This is a genomic window from Phytohabitans kaempferiae (assembly GCF_042433955.1).
In the GTDB taxonomy this organism is placed as follows: domain Bacteria; phylum Actinomycetota; class Actinomycetes; order Mycobacteriales; family Micromonosporaceae; genus Phytohabitans; species Phytohabitans kaempferiae.
Window position 1 is genome coordinate 18694 of record NZ_JBHLUH010000031.1, and the last position, 19070, is coordinate 37763.

Consider the following 19070-nt stretch of genomic DNA (forward strand, 5'->3'; position numbering starts at 1 on the left):
GCGGTGGAGACATCCTCCATTGAGGACAAATGGCGCCTTCCGGAAGTTGTGGGATCACCGCACCCGGCGCGTTTCGCTCGTACAGATAAAAGTTTGAGTATTCGCATCGAAAGATCTAGCCGTACCAGCAAATGTGATCGATGATGTCGGCGGCGATCATCCCCACGAGCGCCGTCGAAGGAGGAAGAATGCCCCCTCGCCCAACCCGGCCGCGCCGCACCGCCGCGCTGCTCAGCGCGGCACTGCTCGGCTCGCTGGCGGCCGCCGCCACGCCGCCGGCCGGCGCGAGCGCCGCCGACCTGCCGCCCCAGGAGCCCGGCGTCACGCTGCGCACCTACGACATACGGGTACCGCTCCAAGAGATCTGCACGCTCAAGCCCGGGCAGACGCCCAACGTCGACAAGCTGATGGCGGTCATCGACTGGAGCACCGCGGCCGACTTCGGCTTCGAGGACAACTTCCTCACGCACGCCCTCGCGAACATCGCCATCCCGGCCGCGGGCGCGTACACGTTCCGGCTGACCAGCGACGACGGCTCCCGCCTCTACATCGACGACGCCCTGGTGATCGACCACGACGGGCTGCACGGCGCGACCCCCAAGGACGGCACGGTCACGCTGACCGAGGGGTACCACGCGCTGCGGGTCGAGCACTTCGAGGCCGGCGGCGGCCAGCAGCTCACCCTGTCGTGGCAGCCGCCCGGCGCGACCGGGTTCACCGTCGTGCCCACCTCGGTGCTCAGCACCGAATCCGGTGTCGTCCGGGTCACCGCGCCCGGATACAAGGCGTGCCAGGGCGTCGCCGACGCGCCCGGCGACGGCCTCCCGCTGGACTCGGTGCACCCCGGGTACACGCTGACCGACCTCCGGCCGGACGGCTTCGAGCCGCAGGTCTCCGGCATGGCCTGGACCGCCGACGACCGGCTCGTCGTCAGCACCTGGGGCGGCAGCGACCAGATGGCCGGCGAGGTGTACATAGTGGACGGCGTCACCACCGTGACCGGCCCCGGCGACGTCACCTACAAGAAGGTCGCGGGCGGGCTCAAGGAGCCGATGGGCGTCGCGGTGGTCGACGGCGTCATCTACGTCTCGCAGAAGCACGAGCTGACCGAACTGCGCGACACCAACGGCGACGAGGTCGCCGACGAGCACCGCACGGTCGCCACCTGGCCGTTCGGCGGCAACTTCCACGAGTTCGCCTTCGGCCTGCTCTACAAGGGCGGCAACTTCCACCTCAACCTGTCGGTCGCGATCAACCTGGGCGGCGCCACCACGAACCCCCAGCCGGCCCAGAACCGGGGTACCAGCGTCGTGGTGAACCGCCGCACCGGCAAGGTCAGCTACGTGGCCGGCGGCCTGCGTACCCCGAACGGCATCGGCTGGGGCCCGGACAACGCGCTGCTCGTCACCGACAACCAGGGCGGCTGGCTGCCCGCCTCCAAGCTGGTCCGGATCGAGCAGGACCGCTTCTTCAACCACTACACGAACCCGGCCGGGCCGTTCGACGCGAACCCGGTGACCCGTCCGGTGCTGTGGCTGCCGCAGAACGACATCGCCAACTCCCCCAGCACGCCGGTGCTGCTCAAGAAGGGGCCGTATCGGGGCCAGGTCCTGATCGGCGACGTGACGTACGGCGGGTTGCAGCGCGCGTACCTGGAGCAGGTGCACGGCGTCGACCAGGGCGCGGTGTTCCGCCACACGCAGGGGCTCGAGGCCGGCGTCAACGAGGTCTCGATCGGCCCGGACGGCGCGATCTACACCGGCGGGCTCGGCGCGGGCGGCAACTGGGGCCAGCCCGGCAAGCTCGGGTACGGCCTGCAGAAGCTGACGCCGAACGGCACGAACGTCTTCGACATGAAGTCGATGAGCGCGACCCGCGACGGCTTCAAGATCGAGTACACCAGGCCGCTGTCGAACGACACGGTCGAGAACATCGCGCGCGGCTACCGCCTGGCGCAGTGGCGGTACGCGGCGACCCCCGCGTACGGCGGCCCGAAGGTCGACGAGGAGTCGCTGACCGTCACCGGCGCGAAGGTCTCCGGCGACCGCAGGACCGTCACGCTCACCGTCGACGGCCTCAAGCGCGACCGCGTGGTGCACCTGCGCTCGCCGCGCCCCTTCACCGCCGTGAACGGTGAGGAGCTGTGGAACACCGAGGCCTGGTACACCCTCAACGAGATCCCGGGCCCGCGGGCGGACCGGGTCTTCTACGAGGCCGAGGAGGGGCACCGGGAGGGCGGCGCCCAGCTCGACACGGACCACCGCGGCTACTCGGGCGTCGGCTTCGTGGACGGTTACGGCTCGCTCAACGCGTCCACCACCATCCACGCCGAGGTGACGAAGGCCGGTGAGTACGAGGTCGGGCTCCGCTACAGCAACGGTCCCAACCCCTTCGCCGGCGACAAGACCATCAGCGTGTACGTCAACGGCCGCAAGGTACGGCAGACGGTCCTGCCGAGCACGGTCACCTGGGAGGAGTGGGCCACCAAGACCGAACGGCTCACCCTGCGCCGCGGCGTCAACGCGATCCAGTACCGGGTCGACGCCACCGACACCGGCCACGTCAACCTCGACCTCGTCTCGGTACGCCAGCCGAGCGAGCGGATCGTCCTCTTCGACGGCGGCGACCTGGACGAGTGGCAGCACACCGACGGGCGGATGGCCTCGTGGGCCCGGCTGCCCGACGGGGCGATGGAGGTCCGCGGCGGCGACCTGCGCACCAAGCAGGCGTTCGGCGACTTCCGGCTGCACGTCGAGTTCAAGGTGCCGCTGCTGCCGCCGGAGGTCACCGGCCAGAACCGCGGCAACAGCGGCGTCTACCTGCAGGAGCGGTACGAGATCCAGATCCTCGACTCGTACGGCGACCCGACGCTGGACAACAACGAGGCCGGCGCCATCTACCTGCAGAAGCCGCCGGACGTCAACGCCGCGACCGCGCCGGAGACCTGGCAGACCTACGACATCGAGTACCGGGCCGCGCGCTACGGCAGCGACGGCGCCAAGACGGAGAACGCCCGGGTGAGCGTGACCTGGAACGGCGTGCTCGTACACGACGACGTCGCCATCACCGGCCCGACCGGCGGAAACATCCCCGAGGGCCCGGCGACCGGGTCGATCCGCCTGCAGGACCACGGAAACCCCGTGCAGTACCGCGACGTCTGGATCGAACCCCTCACCTGACCTGGGTGAGCACGCGGCGTGCCGGGCCCCGGCGGTCTCCCCCGGCCCGGCACGCTCAGGCGGTGGGCGGATCGCCCGGCCAGCGGTCCGACACCGGCCACACGTACGGCAGGTCGTCCGGGACCTCCGGGCCGAACAGCGGCCGGTAGTGCGCCGGGTCCTTGCGCAGCAGCGCCGACTGGTGGCTGCGGTGGAACGCGGCACCACCAAGCCAGTCGGGCAGCTCGCCGGCCCGGGCGAGATCGCCCTGGCCGCGCACCGGACGGCCGAAGGCGGCGGCGAGCGTGGCGGCGACCGTGTCCGCCCGCCCCGTCGTGGACCAGCGGGCGCAGACGTCAAGCCCGTAGCGGACCAGCGCCTCCTGGTATCCGGCCCACATCCGCATCACGGGATGGTGCCGCCAGCCGTACCCGGGGATGGTCAACCCGCGCAGCACCTGCAGCGCCTCGACGCGCTGCTTGCCCAGCCGGCGCGGGTCGAGTGCCGCCGCCGTGGCGGCGAAGTCCGGGTACGGCAGGAACGTCTGCACACACGCTGGATACCAGGAACGAGCCCTTCGCTAACGCGGGCGCCGCTCGGCCGCCGGTCCTCAGCCTGCGTCGCCGAACAGGCCGGCGTACCGGGCCAGGTACAACGGCCATCCCCGGTCGCGGCCGACGCCGTCGCGGACCGACTCCCAGCCCGGCCCGTGCCGGTCCAGGTGGCGGTGCTCCAGCTCGACCCGCGTCCGTTGCGGCGTCTCGGCGACGAACCTGACCTCGACCTCGCTGGCGTTCTCCGGGGCCTGATCGAGCTGCCACGTCGGGCCGATGTCCCAGGTGAACACCAGCCGGTCCGGCGGCTCGAAAACGAGGATCCGGGCCCAGCGGCACTCGCTGCCGTCCTCGCCCCGGTCGTATATGTGCCCGCCGACCCTCGGCTCCAACACGGTCTCGACGATCGGGACCCGCAGCAGGTTGTGCTCCCGCGGCTTGAAATCGCCGAACCGCTCGGTGAACACGCCAAATGCCTTGTCGATCGGGGCCTCGACGACGATCTGCCGAAGCACCACCGTTTCGGTCATGAATCCTCCTCGTCCGCACGTTCGGTCACGTCCTGGAAGCCCGACAGTGCCCGGCTCCAGTACGTGTCGAGCTGATCCCGCAAGGCGGCCACGCCAGCGGGGTTGAGCCGGTAGACCCGGCGAGTGCCGGCCGCGCGGTCGGTCACCAGCCCCGCGTCCTTCAACACCCTCAGGTGCTGGGACACGGCGGGCCGACTGATCGGCAACACCTCGGCCAGCTCCCCCACGGCCCGCGGTCGCTCGGCCAGAGCCGCCACGATCGCCCGCCGCGTCGGGTCGCCCAGCGCATCCCACCCGTCGTCAGCTCGGTAAGTAGCCACGAACTGTAAGCTACGACTTACCGACGCCCGGCGTCAACCACTCGGTCCGCCGCCGCGGGAGGTGTCATAGGATCTCGCCGGTTGCCGCACGGGCCGAGGAGACAACGCCATACATGACCACTACCCGCCAGACTCTCGTGCGGGACGTGACCAGGCGATGTGCGGCGCTGGTCGCCGTGCCCTGGTTCAACGTCGCCGGGTTCGTCGTCATCGTCGTCAACGCGGTGGCGCTCGGCCTGGAAACCTACGGGGCGGTGGCCGCCGCGGCCGGCCCGGCGCTGCGGGCTGTCGAGTACGTCTGCGTGGCCTGCTTCGTCGTCGAGCTGCTCATCCGCTTCGGGGCGCATCTGGCCACGCCCGCCGGCTTCTTCCGGGACCGGTGGAACCTCTTCGACCTGGCGATCGTGACCGCGCCGCTCCTGCCCGGCGTCCGGGAGAACGTGACGCTGCTACGGCTGCTGCGCCTGGCCCGGATCGTCCGCACGTTCCGGCTCTTCCCCAGCCTGCGCGTCATCCTCGTCGGAATCCGGCGCAGCATCCCCGGCCTGGGCAGCTTCCTGCTGGTCACCGTCCTGCTGCTGTACGCCTACGCGATCCTCGGCTGGATGCTGTTCGGCCGCGCCTACCCCGAGGAGTACGGCACGGTCGGGCAGGCGATGCTGACCCTGTTTCTGCTGCTCTCGCTGGACGGCATCACCGACACGCTCCAGGCCGGCCGCGACGTCACCGAGTGGGCGGTGGTGTACTACGTCTCCTACATGGTCGCCGCCTGCTACCTGCTCACCAACCTGCTCGTCGGCCTGGTGCTGACCGCCCTTCAGGAGGCGCATCAGGACGAGCGCGCCGCATCTGGCCGTGCCGCCGACCCGCCGCCGGACGAGCACACCGAGCCGTCCGTGCGCGAACAACTGGCCCGCCTGCGCGCGCTCGTCGACGACCTGGAGCAGCGGCTGCCGGACGACAGCCCGGCCGCCTCCGGCAAGGTGCCCAGTCAGGCGACCAGCGGCGGCTGATCCCCTGGCCCACCGAGGTGGCCGGCCCCGTCACGGGACCGGCCACCGCTGGTGCGGCCCGCTAGCGGGTCCCGGCGTACCCGAGGGCGGCGAGGATGCCCAGCCCGTTGACCGCGTTCGGGAGGGTGCCCCGCGTGCCCTTGCAGATCTGCTCGGCCAGGTCACCGTCGGCGTCCAGGTCGGCGCCGTCCCGGCCGGGCAGGTACATGCGGGCCAGCGAGCGGTCCAGGAGCGCGAAGAGTGCGTCCTGGCGCCCGGCCGCGTCCAGGCGCGCGTATCCGTGGGCGAACTTGGCCGGGACCAGGTCGGCGCGGATCTCGGCGAGGATGCCGAAGCCGACGATGTCGTAGTACTTCGCCTCGGCGTTGTCGGTGGTGTCGCCGAGGCGGAAGAACCCGCCGAACGACAGGTGCGGGTCGTAGTCCCAGACGTCCCCGGACGGCGTGGTGCCCTGGTTGTCCGGCGGGTAGTACGGGTCGACCGCACCGGCGCGCGTGTCGTCCACGCAGTCGAGCGGGTCGTTGGCGGACGCGGTGTGGAATCCGGGCAGGCTGGAGTACTGCTCGTACAGGTCGGCGACGGCGGCCGTGGCCGCGCTGGTGCCGGCCCGCTGCCGCTCGTAGTCGTACAGGGCGGCGAGCCCGTACTCGATCATGTCGGTGCCGAGCGTGCCGGCGGCGATCTCGCCGGTGCCCGTGTACGCGCAGGACCCCTTCCGGTGCCACCGGTTGTCCTGGCAGTTCGCGCTGTACGCGGACTGCGCCACGATCCGGTTCTGCGCGGTGACCGGCGAGTCGAACTTGAAGGTGTACCAGTCCGCGCCGAGGTCCAGCCCGTTGTGGAGGAACTGCTCGGCCAGCGCGGCGGAGTCGGCGTACCGGTCGTCCGGGGGCGCCACGACGGTGTCGAGGCGCTGCATGAACGCCACCGCGGTCAGGTTCCAGGTGGAGATGGTGGAGTACAGGTTGCTGCTGCTGGAGATCTGGTCGACGTAGCCGCCCGGCGGGGCGGTCGGGGTGCCGCCGGCGTCGACGAAGGGATGCGCGCCGTACGCCGCGTAGTAGTCGCGCGGGTCCTGCATGCGCAGCAGGAACTCGCCGATGCCGGTGGCGGTCGCGAGGTGGTCGGGGTCGCCGGTCGCCTCGTACGCGGCGAGCAGTGCCTCGCCGCAGGCCGCGTTGCCGAACGAGGTGTAGTAGCGCGTGCCGGTGCCCAGGGCGCTGGCGACGGCGTTGTCGAAGATCTTCGGTGCCACCGGGTTGGGCGGCGAGCGGTAGGCGAGCACCGCGGTGGCGAACTCGTCGACGATGCCGGTCTCGACGCTGGAGAGCGATCGGCTCTCGTACGCGGCGCGCTGCTCGAAGTAGCCGGCGAGGAACCGCAGCGCCTTGCACGCGGCGGTGCTCTGCGTGGGTCCGCCGACCACGCACGGGGCCGCCTTGGTGCAGGCGACGCCGCCGATGACGAGCGTGTCGCCGTAGACGTACTCGACGTCGCGGCGCAGCCCGTTGCGGACCCCGTCGTGGGTCTGCAGAAGCCAGTCCTTGTAGGTGTCGACGAGCGGAGTCGGGTCGGCGTGCGCGGGACCGACCTGGGTCGGTACCGCCACGGCCGTGGTCAACAGAAGGACGGCGGCCAGCAGCGCCGGACGTCTCATGGAAACTCCTCCTCGGGGTCTCGGGCGTCGCTCGTGGTGGCCTATGCCGGGCCGGACCGGTCGGTCACCTCCAGCTCGTAGAGCCGGGCGCGACCGTCCCTTGTGGAGAGCACTTCGAGCCGGACGCCGGTGGCGGTGACCGGAGCGAAGCTGTGCTGTGTCGTCGCGTCCTGGTTGCCGCTGACCTCGGCCACCGTCCGCCACTCTCCGTCGACCTCGGCGAGGATGTGGTAGTCGGTGAGCGCGTACCCGCCGTACTGGTAAAGCGTGACGGTGTCCACGACCTCCGCACGCGGGAAGCGCACCTGGACCCAGTGCCGGTCGCCGACCTCGGTGATCCAGCGGCTGCCGGTGCTGACCCGGTTGCCGTCGATGACCCGGTCGGGGTGGTACTGCTGCCAGTAGCCCGACGCGGTGACCGTCGCCCCGTTGGCGGCTGCCGCGACGTTGCGCCAGACCGCTGTCACGCGGGTCGGGGCCGTGGTGGTGTAGTGGCGACCGTCCACTGTGCGCTGTGTCGCCGTGACGGTCACCTCGGCGGTGGTCTCCGGCGCCAGCTTGTCGACGGTGATCGTCAACGGGATCTGACGTACCCGGAACGGCGCGAGGACGACCCGCACCGGGCGCGGCGCCTTCCAGCCGGCCGGCACCTCGGCGGTCACGGTGGCGTGGACCGGGGTGGCCTGGTCGTTGCGGAGCACCGCCGTGACCGTGGTGGTGACGACCTGCTCCGGCTTGACGACCGCCTGGTACGGCACCGCCGAGAGGGACGCCGCCGCCGACCGGTGCGCCGGAGACGTGGTCAGCACCAGGTCCGGGTAGGCCGCCACCTCCTGGTAGCGGTACCAGGCCAGGCCGATCGTCCAGCGGTTGTTGCGGTGAACGACGGCGGTGAGGTCGTGCCGGCCGTCGTGGCCGAGGCGCAGCGGCACGCCGGCGAACTCGGTGGCGAAGAGCTTGTCCGCGAGCGGGGTGAGCCGCTGGACGGCGAGCGCGTCCGTCGCGGGGAAGACCTTGGTGATGTGTTGCGGGTCGTCGCCGTTCGCCTGGGCGAAGGCCTGGACCTCGGGAAGCACCTGGTGCCGGTACAGGTCGGTGTGGACGTGCTCGTGCAGCAGCAGTTCGGTGTGCGCGGTGGCGGCCCCGCGCAGGATCTCCGCGCGCTGGCGCGCGGCGCGCTCGGACCCCCAGCCCGCGCCGAATATCGCCCGCCACCAGTCGCGGGCCTTCGAGGGCGGTTGCAGGACCGCAGCACGCACCGCCGCCTGTGCGATCGACAGGCCGATGTTCCAGCCCGACCAACCGGCGAGCTCGCCGACGCGGATGCGCGGGGCGAGCAGGTCACGCAGCTCCGGGTCCACCTTGCCGGCGACCGCGTCGTCCCCGACGGCGACGAGGCGGCCGTTCGCCACGGCCCGGTGCACCCGGGCCGCGAACGGCTCCAGGCTGCCGCCCCCGGCGGTGTTCGCCATGAGCAGGATGTCGGCGTCCTCGTCGTCGACGACGGTGCCGTGGATGGTCCGCACGTACTCGTCGACGAGGGTCGCGTAGGGCACGTCCTGGTACGGCGCGATCCAGGACTCGCCCGGCGTGCGGGACCACTCCACCTTCACCGTCGGCCGCGCGTTCAGCCGCTCGGTGACGTGCTTGGCGACCAGGAGGGCGCCGAGCACGTCGGCACCGGGATAGATCTTGACCTTGCCGCCGACCCCGAGCTTCCGGGCGAGCGCGGCCAGCGCCTCCTTCTCCGGCCGGTGCGGCCCGAACTCGCTGGCGTCGTCCTGCCCGAGGATGAGGTAGTCGATGGTGCCGCTCGCGACCCGTTTGATCATCTCCTGGTTGATCTGGTGGTTGCGGGTCCGGGCACACAGGTAGTCGGCGCGGATCTCGTCCGGGATGGCGGCGGCCTCCCGTTCGTACTCCGCCCGCAGGTCCTCGCGGCCAAGGTTCTCCACCTGGTCCATCAGCACGGCCCACCGGCGCACGGCTCCGGAGTACTGGCCGGGGTAGCCGCTGGTGGGCTCGATGGTCAGCCGCATGATGACGTCGAAGGCGTAGACGGGGTGGCGGGGGTTCTCCCGCTTGACCCGGTCGAGCACGGCGAGCCGTTCGCGCGCGGTGGCGAGGTCGGTGTCGCAGGCGCGCGACGCGACCAGGCCGCCGTAGGCGAGCATCGGCACCGCCACGACGGAACCGTCCGCGCCGCGGGCGGCCGTGCGCCACCACTGCCCGACCGCCGCGCTGTCCCCCGGCGTGAAGTACCGCCCGAGCAGCTCCCTCGGCGGCGCGAGGGCCGTGTGCCCGCCCGCCTCGGCGGTCGCCACCGGCGTGTACGAGGTGAACGGCCGGTCGTCGAGGGGGACGACGGCCAGCGTGCCGAAGGATTCGGCGGTGCCCTTGCCGCCGGCGGTGGCCGGGCCGGCGGTCAGCGTCGTGGCGGCCAGGACCACCGGTAGCGCCGCGAGTGCCGCGCGTCTGAGCTTTCGGAGCATGTGTCGCCTACCTTTCGTGGGGGTGCCTCTGGCGCGGCACGTCCAGGGCGACGCGCGGCTCCGCGGCGATCTCGCCGGTCCGGTTCCAGGGCAGATAGAGGTTCCAGGGGCGCACCTCGCCGAGGCGGGCCCGCAGTGGCGTGCGCCCGCGGTGGCCGAGCAGGACGGGTACGCCGGTGAAGTGGGCGGCGGCGAGGTCACGCGCGTGCGGCAGGGTGTTCCGCACGGCGTACGCGTCGACGGCTGTGTAGTGCCGCTGGATGTTCTGCGGGTCCGCCTCCCCCAGTTCGCTGGCGTACGCGGTGGCGGAGGCGCGGACGAAGTTGCGGTACGCGTGCGTCTGCACCCATTCGGAGACGGTCAGCTCGGCGCTGGCCCGGGCGGCGTCGGTCAGCAGGTCCGCGTACCGGGGCGCGGGGAGCCGCCGGCTGCGCTGGTGCAACGCCCAGCGGGACAGCGACTGGGCGAGGCTGAGGCCGACGTTCCATCCCGAGTAGGCGGCGAACTCGCCGTACCGGACGCGGTCACCGATGGCGGCCAGCAGCCGCTGGTCGGTGTGGCCGGCGATGGCGTCGTCACCGACCGCCACGGTGCGGCCGGCGCGCAGGTGGCCGACGAGCCGATCGGCGAACGCGTCGACCGGGGCGGTGTTCCCACCGGTGTTGGCCATCAGGATGATGTCCGCGCGGTCGGGACCGGAGACGACGGTGCCGCCGAGCGTGCGGACGTACCCGTCGATCAGCGCCGAGTAGCGGATGTTCTGGTACGGGGCGGTCCAGTCGTCGCCGTGCAGCCGCGAGTACTCGACGTGGACCCGTGGGGAGACCCGGGCGTCGGCGATGGCGATCTTCGCGATGAGCAGGGCGGCCACGACGTCCGCGCCGGGGTAGAGCACGACCCGGTCGCCGGCGCCCAGCTCACGGATGCGTTCGGCCAGGGCCAGCGACTCCGGCCGGTGCAGCCCGTGGCCGGTGGCGTCGTCCTGGCCGATGACGAGGAAGTCGAAGACGCCCTGTGCGGCCCACTCGATCATGGTGAGGTTGATCCGGTGGTTGCGGGCCCGCGTGGCCAGGTAGTCCGCGCGTACCTCGGCCGGGATGGCGGCCTCCAGCGCGTCCAGTTGCGCCCACTTCTCCACCATCCCGAGGTTTTCGACCTCGTCCTTGACGGTCGCCCAGTCTCGCAGTTGCAGCCGCCACGGCCCCTCCGGGGTGAGCCGCATGATGGTGTCGAACGCGTAGAGCCGCCGGCGCGGTCGTACGCGGCTGGCCCGGCGGACGCGGTCGAGGCGGTCACGGGCCTCCCGCTCGGGCACCGAACTGTTGCGCGAGTTGAGCAGCCCGCCGTAGGCGACCAAGGGGAGGGCGACGACGAGCGCGTCGGCGGCGCCGGTCTCGTGCAGGAGCCAGTCGCCGACGGCGGCGCCGTCGCCGGGGACGGCGTGCCGGCCGAGCAGGCGCCGCGGCGGCAGCAGGCTGTGGTAGCCGGCGCCGGTGGCGACCTGTTGCGGTGCGTACCAGGTGTAGGGGCGGTCGTCGAGCGGGATCAGCCCGATGGTGCCGAGGCGGGGCGGGCGCCGGTCGGGAGCGCGGTGGCCGCTCGACGCGGCGGACGGGGCGGCGGCGAGCAGGGGCATGGGGGCGACGGCCATGGTCGCGGCGGCGGCCTTCAGCAGGCCACGGCGAGAAGATCCATTCACAGATGTCACTCCACGTAGTCGGCAACGGCTCGTGAACTGTGTGCAGAGTGTTGACGGGAGATCACATGCCGGTCAAGACTCACTGGAGTAGCAATACATATTAATACTGGGTTTTGTCTTGACGGCCGCTTGGCGGCCTGGGCAGGATCGCCGGCAACACGTCGATGCAATACGCATTGCCTGGAGATCGCCGCATGGTTGAACCGCACACCGCTCCCCCGCGACGCATCACTCAGCGTGATATCGCGCGCCTGGTCGGCGTGAGTCAGACGACCGTCTCGCTGGTCCTGAACAACAACTCCGAGGCGGCTGCGCGCATCGCGCCGGAGACCCGCGAACGTGTCGAACGCGCAATCCGGGAGACCGGCTACGTGGCCGATCCGCTGGCCCGCCGGCTGACCCAGCAGCACAACCAGATCCTCGGCGTCTTCACGTACGAGCTGGTGTTCCCGAGCGAGAGCGCCGACTTCTACCAGCCGTTCCTGCTCGGCCTGGAGGCCTGCGCCGAACGGCTCGGCTGCGACCTGCTGCTGTTCACCAGCGCGCCGGTCAACAGCGGCACGCGACGCATCTTCCACGAGAACAACCGCCTGCGGCTGGCCGACGGCTGCGTGCTGCTCGGCCGCGACATGCCCCGCGACGAGCTGGCCCGGCTCATCGCCGAGGACTATCCGTTCGTCTCGGTGGGCCGCCGTGACGACGCCTCCGATCCCAGCGACCCGGCCCTGGCGCGGCCGCGCGCCGTCCCCTACGTCGGCGCGGACTACAGGGAGGCCACCGCCGCGCTGGTCCGGCGCGCCGTCCAACTTGGACACCGCCGGATGCTCTACGTCGGCAGCCACTCCGGGGCGGAGTCGGCGGTCGACCGCGTCGCCGGCTTCTGGCCCGAGGCGCCCGGGGGCGCGCACCTCAACCCCGCCGGGCGGGCCGCCGCGGAACTCCTCGACGACGTGCTGGCGGCCGGCTACACGGCGGTCTTCTGCGAGGAGCTGACGGTCGCCGAAGAGCTCGCCGCCGCCGCCGGGACGCGCGGCGTCGCGGTGCCCGAAACGCTTTCCCTGGTCGCCCTCGGCGACGCCCTGCACCCCAGCGCCGTCTCGCACGACTTCACCAGCTTCCGCATCCCCCGCCGGGAGATGGGCTGGCAGGCGGTCGAGCTGCTGATCGACATCCTGCACGCGCGCCCGACCGACCGGCAGCGCCTCCTCCCCTGCGCGCTCGTGGACGGCCGGACCCTCGCGGCGCCGCGCCGCTGACCTGTGCGGGCCGTGCCCGCCTTGGAAAAGCGGACGGCTTCCGCCCCGAATCCAGAAGGGAACCACGTGAACGAGACAAGCGCCGACGTACTCGTCGTCGGTGGCGGCCTGGGCGGTGTCGCCGCCGCCCTGGCGGTGCTCCGCGCCGGCCGCTCCGTCGTGCTGAGCGAGGAGTACGACTGGCTCGGCGGGCAGTTGACCAGCCAGGCGGTCCCGCCCGACGAGCACTCCTGGGTGGAGAGCTTCGGCGTCACGGCCAGCTACCAGGCGCTGCGCGACGGCATCCGGGCGTACTACCGCGCTCACTACCCGCTGACCGCGCGCTCCCGCGCGTGGACCGACCTCAACCCCGGAGCCGGCTGGGTCAGCCGCCTCTGCCACGAGCCGCGCGTCGCCGTCGCGGTCATCGACGAGATGCTCGCGCCCTTCCGCGGCAGTGGCCGCCTCCAGGTGCTCCAACCGTTCCGGCCCGTCGCCGCCCAGACCGACGGCGACCGGGTCACCGCCGTGACCCTCGCGCACCGGGACGGCGACGACCGCGTCACCGTCACGGCGCGGTACGTCCTGGACGCCACCGAAACCGGCGAGCTGCTCCCGCTGACCGGCACCGAGTACGTGACCGGCTTCGAGTCGCGCGAGGAGACCGGCGAGCCGAGCGCGCCCGCGCAGGCCCAGCCGCTCAACATGCAGGCGGTGTCGGTCTGCTTCGCGATCGACCACGTGGACGGCGACCACACCATCGACAAGCCGACCAGCTACTCCACCTGGCGCGACTACCAGCCGGACTTCTGGGGCGACCGGCTGCTCTCCTGGCGCTCACCGAACCCGCGCACGCTGGAGATCGTCGAACGGGCATTCGCCCCGAACCCGGACGACGACCCGCTGTCGGTCGACGCCGACCAGCGCCGCAACGCCGGCGACGGAAACCTGTGGACGTTCCGGCGCATCGCGGCCCGGCGCAACTTCGTGGACGGCGCGTACGAGAGCGACGTCTCCCTGGTCAACTGGCCGATGATCGACTACTTCGAAGGGCCGGTCTTCGACGTGCCGGACGCCGAGGTCCACCTCGCCGCGGCCCGGGAGCTGTCCCGCTCGGTCCTGTTCTGGTTGCAGACCGAAGCGCCCCGCCCGGACGGTGGCACCGGCTTCCCGGGCCTGCGGCTGCGCGGCGACGTCACCGGCAGCCCGGACGGGCTGGCGCAGGCGCCGTACATCCGCGAGTCGCGGCGCATCCGCGCCGAGTACACCATCGCCGAGCAGGACCTGTCCCTGGCCGTACGGGGGAAGGCGGGCGCGGTGCGGTACCCGGACACCGTCGGTGTCGGCATGTACCGGATCGACCTGCACCCGTCGACCGGCGGCGACAACTACATCGACGTCGGGTCGTGCCCCTTCGAGATCCCGCTCGGCGCCCTGATCCCCCGGCGGATGGAGAACCTGCTGCCGGCGAACAAGAACATCGGCACCACACACATCACCAACGGCTGCTACCGCCTGCACCCGGTCGAGTGGAACATCGGCGAGGCCGCCGGCGCTCTGGCCGCCTTCTGCCTGGACCGCGCGGCGACCCCGCGGGCCACGCGTGACAACCCCCACCTGTTGACCGACTTCCAGGATCGCCTGGCCCGCGACGGTGTCGAGCTGCGCTGGCCAGAAGTGGTCGGCTACTGAAAAGCGAGGAGTGACGATGAGGAAGAGAGTGGCGGCAGCCGCCCTCGCCGCCGCGGTGCTTGCCGGCACCGCCGCGTGCGGTGGCGACGACGCCGGGTCCGACGGCCCGGTGTCCCTGCGAATGACCATCTGGTCTTCGAACGAGGCGCACCTCAAACTGTTCAACGAGATCGCCGAGGCGTACCGGGCCGAACATCCGAACGTCGCCTCGATCACCTACGACAGCCTGCCGCTAGAGACGTACACCACGACGCTGACCACACAGATCGCCGGCGGGAACCCGCCGGACCTGGCGTGGCTCTTCGAGAACTCGGCCCCCGACTTCGTCTCCTCCGGCGCGCTGGTACCGCTGGACGACACGCTCAAGGACACCGCCGGCTACGAGTACGACTCGCTGGTCCCGGCCGCGCTGAAGCTGTGGCAGCGCGACGGGCAGTTGTACGCCTATCCCTTCTCCACCTCACCGTTCGGCGTCTTCGTCAACACCGACCTGGTCGCGGCCGCCGGCAAGCAGAACCCGGCGGAGCTGGCCGCCGCCGGCAAGTGGGACTGGACCGCGGCGCTCGACCTCGCGACCGCGGTGAACGCGAAGACCGGCAAGGCCGGGCTGGTCGTCCGGGACTGGGACTACAAGGCGTGGGACAACCTCTCCACCGTCTGGACCGGATGGGGCGCGCAGGCGTGGAGCGATGACGGCAAGACCTGCGGCTTCGACGCCCCGGAGATGGTCGAGGCGATGACGGTCCTGCACAAGGCCATCTTCGTCGACAAGGCGCTGCCCGGACCGGGTACCGCCGCCGACTTCTTCGCCGGCGAGGCCGCCCTCACCGTGACCCAGATATCCCGCGCGGCGCTGCTCCAGGACGGCAAGTTCAAATGGGATCTGGTGCCGCTTCCGGCCGGGCCGAAGGGGCCGTACGCGGTCATCGGCCAGGGCGGGATCGGTGTGCTCAAGCGGGGCGAGAACGCCGAGGTCGCGGCGGACTTCCTGGCGTACCTGACCAATCCCGCCAACTCCGCCAAGCTCGCGCAGTTCTTCCCGCCACCACGCACCACGCTCCTGACCGCGGACACGCTGGCCAAGACCAACCCGCTGCTCAGCCCGGAGCAGTTGCAGAGCGTGGTCATCGACGGGATCACACAGGGCGTGGTGAAGCCCAACCACACCGGCCAGGCCGAACTCAACCAGGCGGTACGGGCCGCGCTGGACCCGCTCTGGAAGCCCGACGCCGACGTCAAGGCGGTGCTCGGCGCCGTCTGCGCGTCCATCGCCCCGCAACTGGCGAAGTAGGACCGGCAGTGTCGATCTCCACCGCCGTCCCGGTGGGCGAGGCCAGCGCCTCGCCCACCGGGCCTCCCGGCGGGCGGGCGCGGTTCGCCTGGACCACTCGCCGCCGCGACCAACTCGCCGGGTACCTGTTCATCGCGCCGCAGTTGGCCGGCAGCCTAGTCTTCGTCTTCCTCCCGCTCGGCCTGGTGTTCTGGTACAGCCTGCACGAGTGGAACGTGCTGGCCGGCACGTTCGAGTACACCGGCGGGGAGAACTACAGCCGCGTGCTCGACGACCCGACCCTGCGTGGCGTGCTGGCCGCGACGGCCGCGTTCTCCACCGGCCTGGTCGTCTTCAACCTCAGCCTGGCGCTCTTCCTCGCCGTCCTGCTCAACCAGCGGATGCGCGGCACGGTGCTGTTTCGCACGCTCTTCTTCTCGCCGGTCGTGGTCTCCCTGGTCGCGTGGACCATCGTGTGGGGTTTCCTGTTGCAGGACAACGGCGGCGTGAACGGCGCACTCCAGCTCGTCGGCGTGGACGGGCCCAACTGGCTGCGCGGCGACAACACCGCGATGCTCTCGGTCATCGTCGTGCAGGTACTCAAGAACGTCGGGCTCAACATGGTGCTGTTCCTGGCCGCGCTCCAGGGCGTGCCGGCGGACCTCTACGAGGCGGCGTCGATCGACGGCGCGGGCCGGATACGGCAGTTCTGGCGGATCACCGTGCCGATGATCAGTCCGACCATCCTGCTGACGTCGATCATCACCGTGGTCGGCTCGCTCCAGGTGTTCGCGCAGATCGCGGTGCTCACCCAGGGCGGACCGGGCACCTCGACCACGGTGCTCGTCTACTACCTGTACCAACAGGCGTTCCAGTTCCACCAGTTCGGATACGGCGCCACGCTGTCGGTGCTGCTCTTCGCGATCGTGCTCGTCCTGACCATCGTGCAGTGGCGGATGCGCCGGAGGTGGGTCTTCCATGAGTCGTAAGCCGTCGCGCCGCGCCCAACTGGTGTTCTGGGCCCTCCTCATGGTGCTGGCGGTGCCGTTCGTGTTCCCCACCTGGTGGATGGTCACCTCCTCGTTCAAACCGGTCGCCGACATCCTGGCGCTGCCGCCGCAACTGCTCCCCACGACCTGGCGGTTCGAGGCGTACCGGGAGGTGTTCGAGGTCCAGCCGTTCGCGCGGCAGTACCTCAACAGCGTCTACATCGCCGCCCTGGTCACCGTCGGCACGCTGGCGGTCTCCTCGATGGCCGGCTACGCCTTCGCGCGCATCCGGTTTCGCGGCCAGAACGTGCTCTTCCTCGTCGTGCTCGTGGGCCTGCTGATCCCCAGCGAGGTGACCATCGTCCCGCTGTTCCAGATGTTTCTGAAGGTGGGGATGGTCAACACGCACTGGCCCCTGATCCTCGTGCCCATCTTCGGCGCGCCCAGCGTGCTGGCCACCTTCATCATGCGGCAGTACTTCCTCAGCCTCCCGGCCGAGCTGGAGGAGGCGGCCCGGATCGACGGCCTCGGCCGGTTCGCGATGTTCCTGCGGGTCGCGTTGCCGCTCGCCCGCCCGGCGCTCGCCGCGGTATCGATCTTCACGTTCCTGCACAGCTGGAACCTCTTCCTCGAACCGGTCGTCCTGCTCTCCAGTCCGGAGCTGTTCACCCTGCCCCAGGCGCTGACCCAGTTCGTCGACGCGTACGGCGGTCCGATGTGGAATCTCCAGCTCGCCGCCGCGTCGATGACCGCGGTCCCGGTGCTGGTCGTGTTCGTCGTGGCGCAGAAGCAGTTCGTGGAGGGTCTGGCACACACCGGGCTGAAGGGATGACCGGCGACCGGACGTGGGTGGGCGTCGACATCGGCGGCACCAAGACGCTGGCCGCGGCGGTGGACGCGGGCGGACAGGTGCTGCGCCGGGCGCGGGCCGACACCCCGGCCCGCGGCGGCCCGGCCGAGGTCCTCGACACGGCCGCGGCGCTCGCCGCCAGCCTGCTGCCGCCCGGCTCCGGCGCCACCGTCGGGGTGGGGACGGCCGGGACCGTGGACGTCCGGACCGGCCGGATCCGCTTCGCCACCGAGACCCTGCCGGGCTGGGGCGGCACGCCGGTCGCCGCGGAGCTGGGCGCCCGCCTCGGCCGTACCGTCCGGGTCGAGAACGACGCCAACGCCGCCGCCGTCGGCGAGGCGTGGACCGGCGGCGGTCGCGACCGTCCGGGGCTGCTGCTCGTCGCGGTCGGCACCGGCATCGGCGCCGGTCTCGTCCGCGGCGGGCGGCTGGACCGGGGCGCCACCGGGCTCGCCGGCGCGATCGCCCACCTCCCCGTCCCCGGAGCCGAGCGGTTGCGGTGCTCCTGCGGCCGCCTCGGGCACCTGGAGGCGATCGCGTCCGGCACCGGCCTGGCCGCCGCGTACGCCGCCGCCACCGGAATCCGGGCCAGCGGGCGTCAGGTCGCCGGCCGGGCGACCGAGGGAGAGCCGGCGGCGCGCGCGGTCCTGGCGGCCGCGGGTCTGGTCCTCGGCCGGGTCCTCGCCGGCCTCGCCGCGCTGCTCGACCCGGGCGCGATCGTGGTCACCGGCGGGGCCGCGGCGACCCTGCTGCCCGCCGCCCGTGACGCGTACGCCGGGGAGCTGCTACCCGCGTGGGCCGACGTGCCGCTGCTGCCGGGCGCGCTGGCCGCTGACGCGGTCGCGGTCGGCGCGGCCCGTCTCGCCATGACTCATGACAAGGAGCGGACATGACGGTACTCGACCGGCTGCGGCACCGCCTGGTGGTGTCCTGCCAGCCCCTCCCCGAACAGCCGGACGACCCGATGCGGGACTCCGCCGTGCAGGCGCGGGTCGCCGCCGCCGCGGTGCTCGGTGGGGCGGCCGGCATCCGCGCCAACGGCCCGGCCGACATCGCCGCGATCCGCGCCGCCGTCGAGGTACCGCTGATCGGGCTGTTCAAGCACGGCACGGCGGGTTGTGTGATCACCCCCACCGCGGCGCACGCCGAACAGGTGGTCGACGCCGGCGCGGACATCGTCGCGGTCGACGCGACGGACCGCCCCCGGCCGGACGGGCGCACGTTCGCGGACACGGCACGCGCCGTACACGGCCGGGGCGCCCTGGTGCTGGCCGACGTGAGCAGCCTCGACGAAGGGCTCGCCGCGGTCGACGCCGGCGCCGACGCGGTGGCCACGACCCTCTCCGGGTACACCGCCGGACCGGTGCCGCCCGGCCCGGACCTGGACCTGGTCACGCGGCTGGCCGCGCGGTTGACGGTGCCGGTCCTGGCCGAGGGGCGCTACCGCACCGCGGCGCAGGTCGCCGGCGCGTTCCGGGCCGGCGCCTTCGCGGTCGTGGCCGGCAACGCGGTCACGTCGCCGCTGTGGATCACACGCCACCTCCTCGACGGCGTCGCTCGAGCCGGGATGGGACCGGACACTGTAGACGCTCGCGGTGCCGGCTGACCCGC

General features: G+C 71.8%; 15 protein-coding genes. 9 read left to right on the forward strand and 6 right to left on the reverse strand.

Annotated elements, in window-relative coordinates; genetic code table 11:
* Positions 1–188: 188 nt before the first annotated feature.
* Positions 189–3179, forward strand: coding sequence for a 3-keto-alpha-glucoside-1,2-lyase-like domain-containing protein (locus tag ACFFIA_RS17020; RefSeq protein WP_377252023.1), 2991 nt, complete (start codon positions 189–191; stop codon positions 3177–3179).
* A 55-nt stretch (positions 3180–3234) separates the two neighbouring features.
* Here the strand turns inward: ACFFIA_RS17020 and ACFFIA_RS17025 are convergent, their stop codons facing one another.
* From ACFFIA_RS17025 to ACFFIA_RS17035, 3 genes are read right to left on the reverse strand one after another with little or no spacing between them, the layout of a single operon-like run.
* Positions 3235–3708 carry an MSMEG_6728 family protein gene (locus ACFFIA_RS17025; protein WP_377252025.1) on the reverse strand — a complete coding sequence of 158 codons (474 nt, stop codon included), beginning with the start codon at positions 3706–3708 and terminating at the stop codon, positions 3235–3237.
* 60 nt (positions 3709–3768) lie between these two features.
* Positions 3769–4242, reverse strand: coding sequence for an SRPBCC family protein (locus ACFFIA_RS17030; protein WP_377252027.1), 474 nt, complete (start codon positions 4240–4242; stop codon positions 3769–3771).
* On the reverse strand, positions 4239–4562 hold the full coding sequence (locus tag ACFFIA_RS17035; RefSeq protein ID WP_377252029.1) for an ArsR/SmtB family transcription factor: 324 nt from the start codon (positions 4560–4562) through the stop codon (positions 4239–4241). Before ACFFIA_RS17035 ends, ACFFIA_RS17030 begins: the two co-directional genes overlap by 4 nt.
* 113 nt (positions 4563–4675) lie before the next feature.
* On the opposite strand from ACFFIA_RS17035, the gene ACFFIA_RS17040 reads away from it, so the two are divergent.
* A complete protein-coding gene (locus ACFFIA_RS17040; protein WP_377252031.1) occupies positions 4676–5575 on the forward strand; it encodes an ion transporter in 900 nt (299 codons plus the stop codon).
* Between the two features lie 61 nt (positions 5576–5636).
* On the opposite strand, the gene ACFFIA_RS17045 is transcribed toward ACFFIA_RS17040, so the two are convergent.
* Genes ACFFIA_RS17045 through ACFFIA_RS17055 form a run of 3 tightly spaced genes read right to left on the reverse strand, consistent with a single transcriptional unit; the run spans position 5637 to position 11423 of the window.
* Entirely contained in the window at positions 5637–7232 is a 1596-nt protein-coding gene (locus ACFFIA_RS17045; protein ID WP_377252033.1) for a hypothetical protein, read from the reverse strand.
* Between the two features lie 41 nt (positions 7233–7273).
* Positions 7274–9724 carry a DUF4127 family protein gene (locus ACFFIA_RS17050; protein ID WP_377252035.1) on the reverse strand — a complete coding sequence of 817 codons (2451 nt, stop codon included), beginning with the start codon at positions 9722–9724 and terminating at the stop codon, positions 7274–7276.
* 7 nt (positions 9725–9731) lie between these two features.
* Positions 9732–11423 (reverse strand): DUF4127 family protein, encoded by a 1692-nt coding sequence (locus ACFFIA_RS17055; RefSeq protein ID WP_377252038.1) that lies wholly within the window; start codon positions 11421–11423, stop codon positions 9732–9734.
* Between the two features lie 194 nt (positions 11424–11617).
* On the opposite strand from ACFFIA_RS17055, the gene ACFFIA_RS17060 reads away from it, so the two are divergent.
* The 7 genes from ACFFIA_RS17060 (at position 11618) to ACFFIA_RS17090 (ending at position 19065) form a co-directional block, all read left to right on the forward strand.
* Positions 11618–12679 (forward strand): LacI family DNA-binding transcriptional regulator, encoded by a 1062-nt coding sequence (locus ACFFIA_RS17060; RefSeq protein WP_377252040.1) that lies wholly within the window; start codon positions 11618–11620, stop codon positions 12677–12679.
* A gap of 66 nt (positions 12680–12745) precedes the next feature.
* Positions 12746–14350, forward strand: coding sequence for an FAD-dependent oxidoreductase (locus ACFFIA_RS17065; RefSeq protein WP_377252042.1), 1605 nt, complete (start codon positions 12746–12748; stop codon positions 14348–14350).
* 16 nt (positions 14351–14366) lie between these two features.
* Positions 14367–15641 carry an ABC transporter substrate-binding protein gene (locus tag ACFFIA_RS17070; protein WP_377252044.1) on the forward strand — a complete coding sequence of 425 codons (1275 nt, stop codon included), beginning with the start codon at positions 14367–14369 and terminating at the stop codon, positions 15639–15641.
* A gap of 8 nt (positions 15642–15649) precedes the next feature.
* Complete coding sequence (locus ACFFIA_RS17075) at positions 15650–16609, forward strand: carbohydrate ABC transporter permease (protein ID WP_377252046.1); 960 nt, start codon at positions 15650–15652, stop codon at positions 16607–16609.
* Positions 16599–17441 carry a carbohydrate ABC transporter permease gene (locus ACFFIA_RS17080; protein WP_377252048.1) on the forward strand — a complete coding sequence of 281 codons (843 nt, stop codon included), beginning with the start codon at positions 16599–16601 and terminating at the stop codon, positions 17439–17441. The genes ACFFIA_RS17075 and ACFFIA_RS17080 overlap by 11 nt, the downstream gene beginning before the upstream one ends.
* Positions 17438–18352, forward strand: a complete 915-nt coding sequence (locus ACFFIA_RS17085; protein WP_377252050.1) for an ROK family protein — start codon at positions 17438–17440, stop codon at positions 18350–18352. The genes ACFFIA_RS17080 and ACFFIA_RS17085 overlap by 4 nt, the downstream gene beginning before the upstream one ends.
* Positions 18349–19065, forward strand: coding sequence for an N-acetylmannosamine-6-phosphate 2-epimerase (locus ACFFIA_RS17090; RefSeq protein ID WP_377252052.1), 717 nt, complete (start codon positions 18349–18351; stop codon positions 19063–19065). The genes ACFFIA_RS17085 and ACFFIA_RS17090 overlap by 4 nt, the downstream gene beginning before the upstream one ends.
* Positions 19066–19070 lie beyond the last annotated feature (5 nt).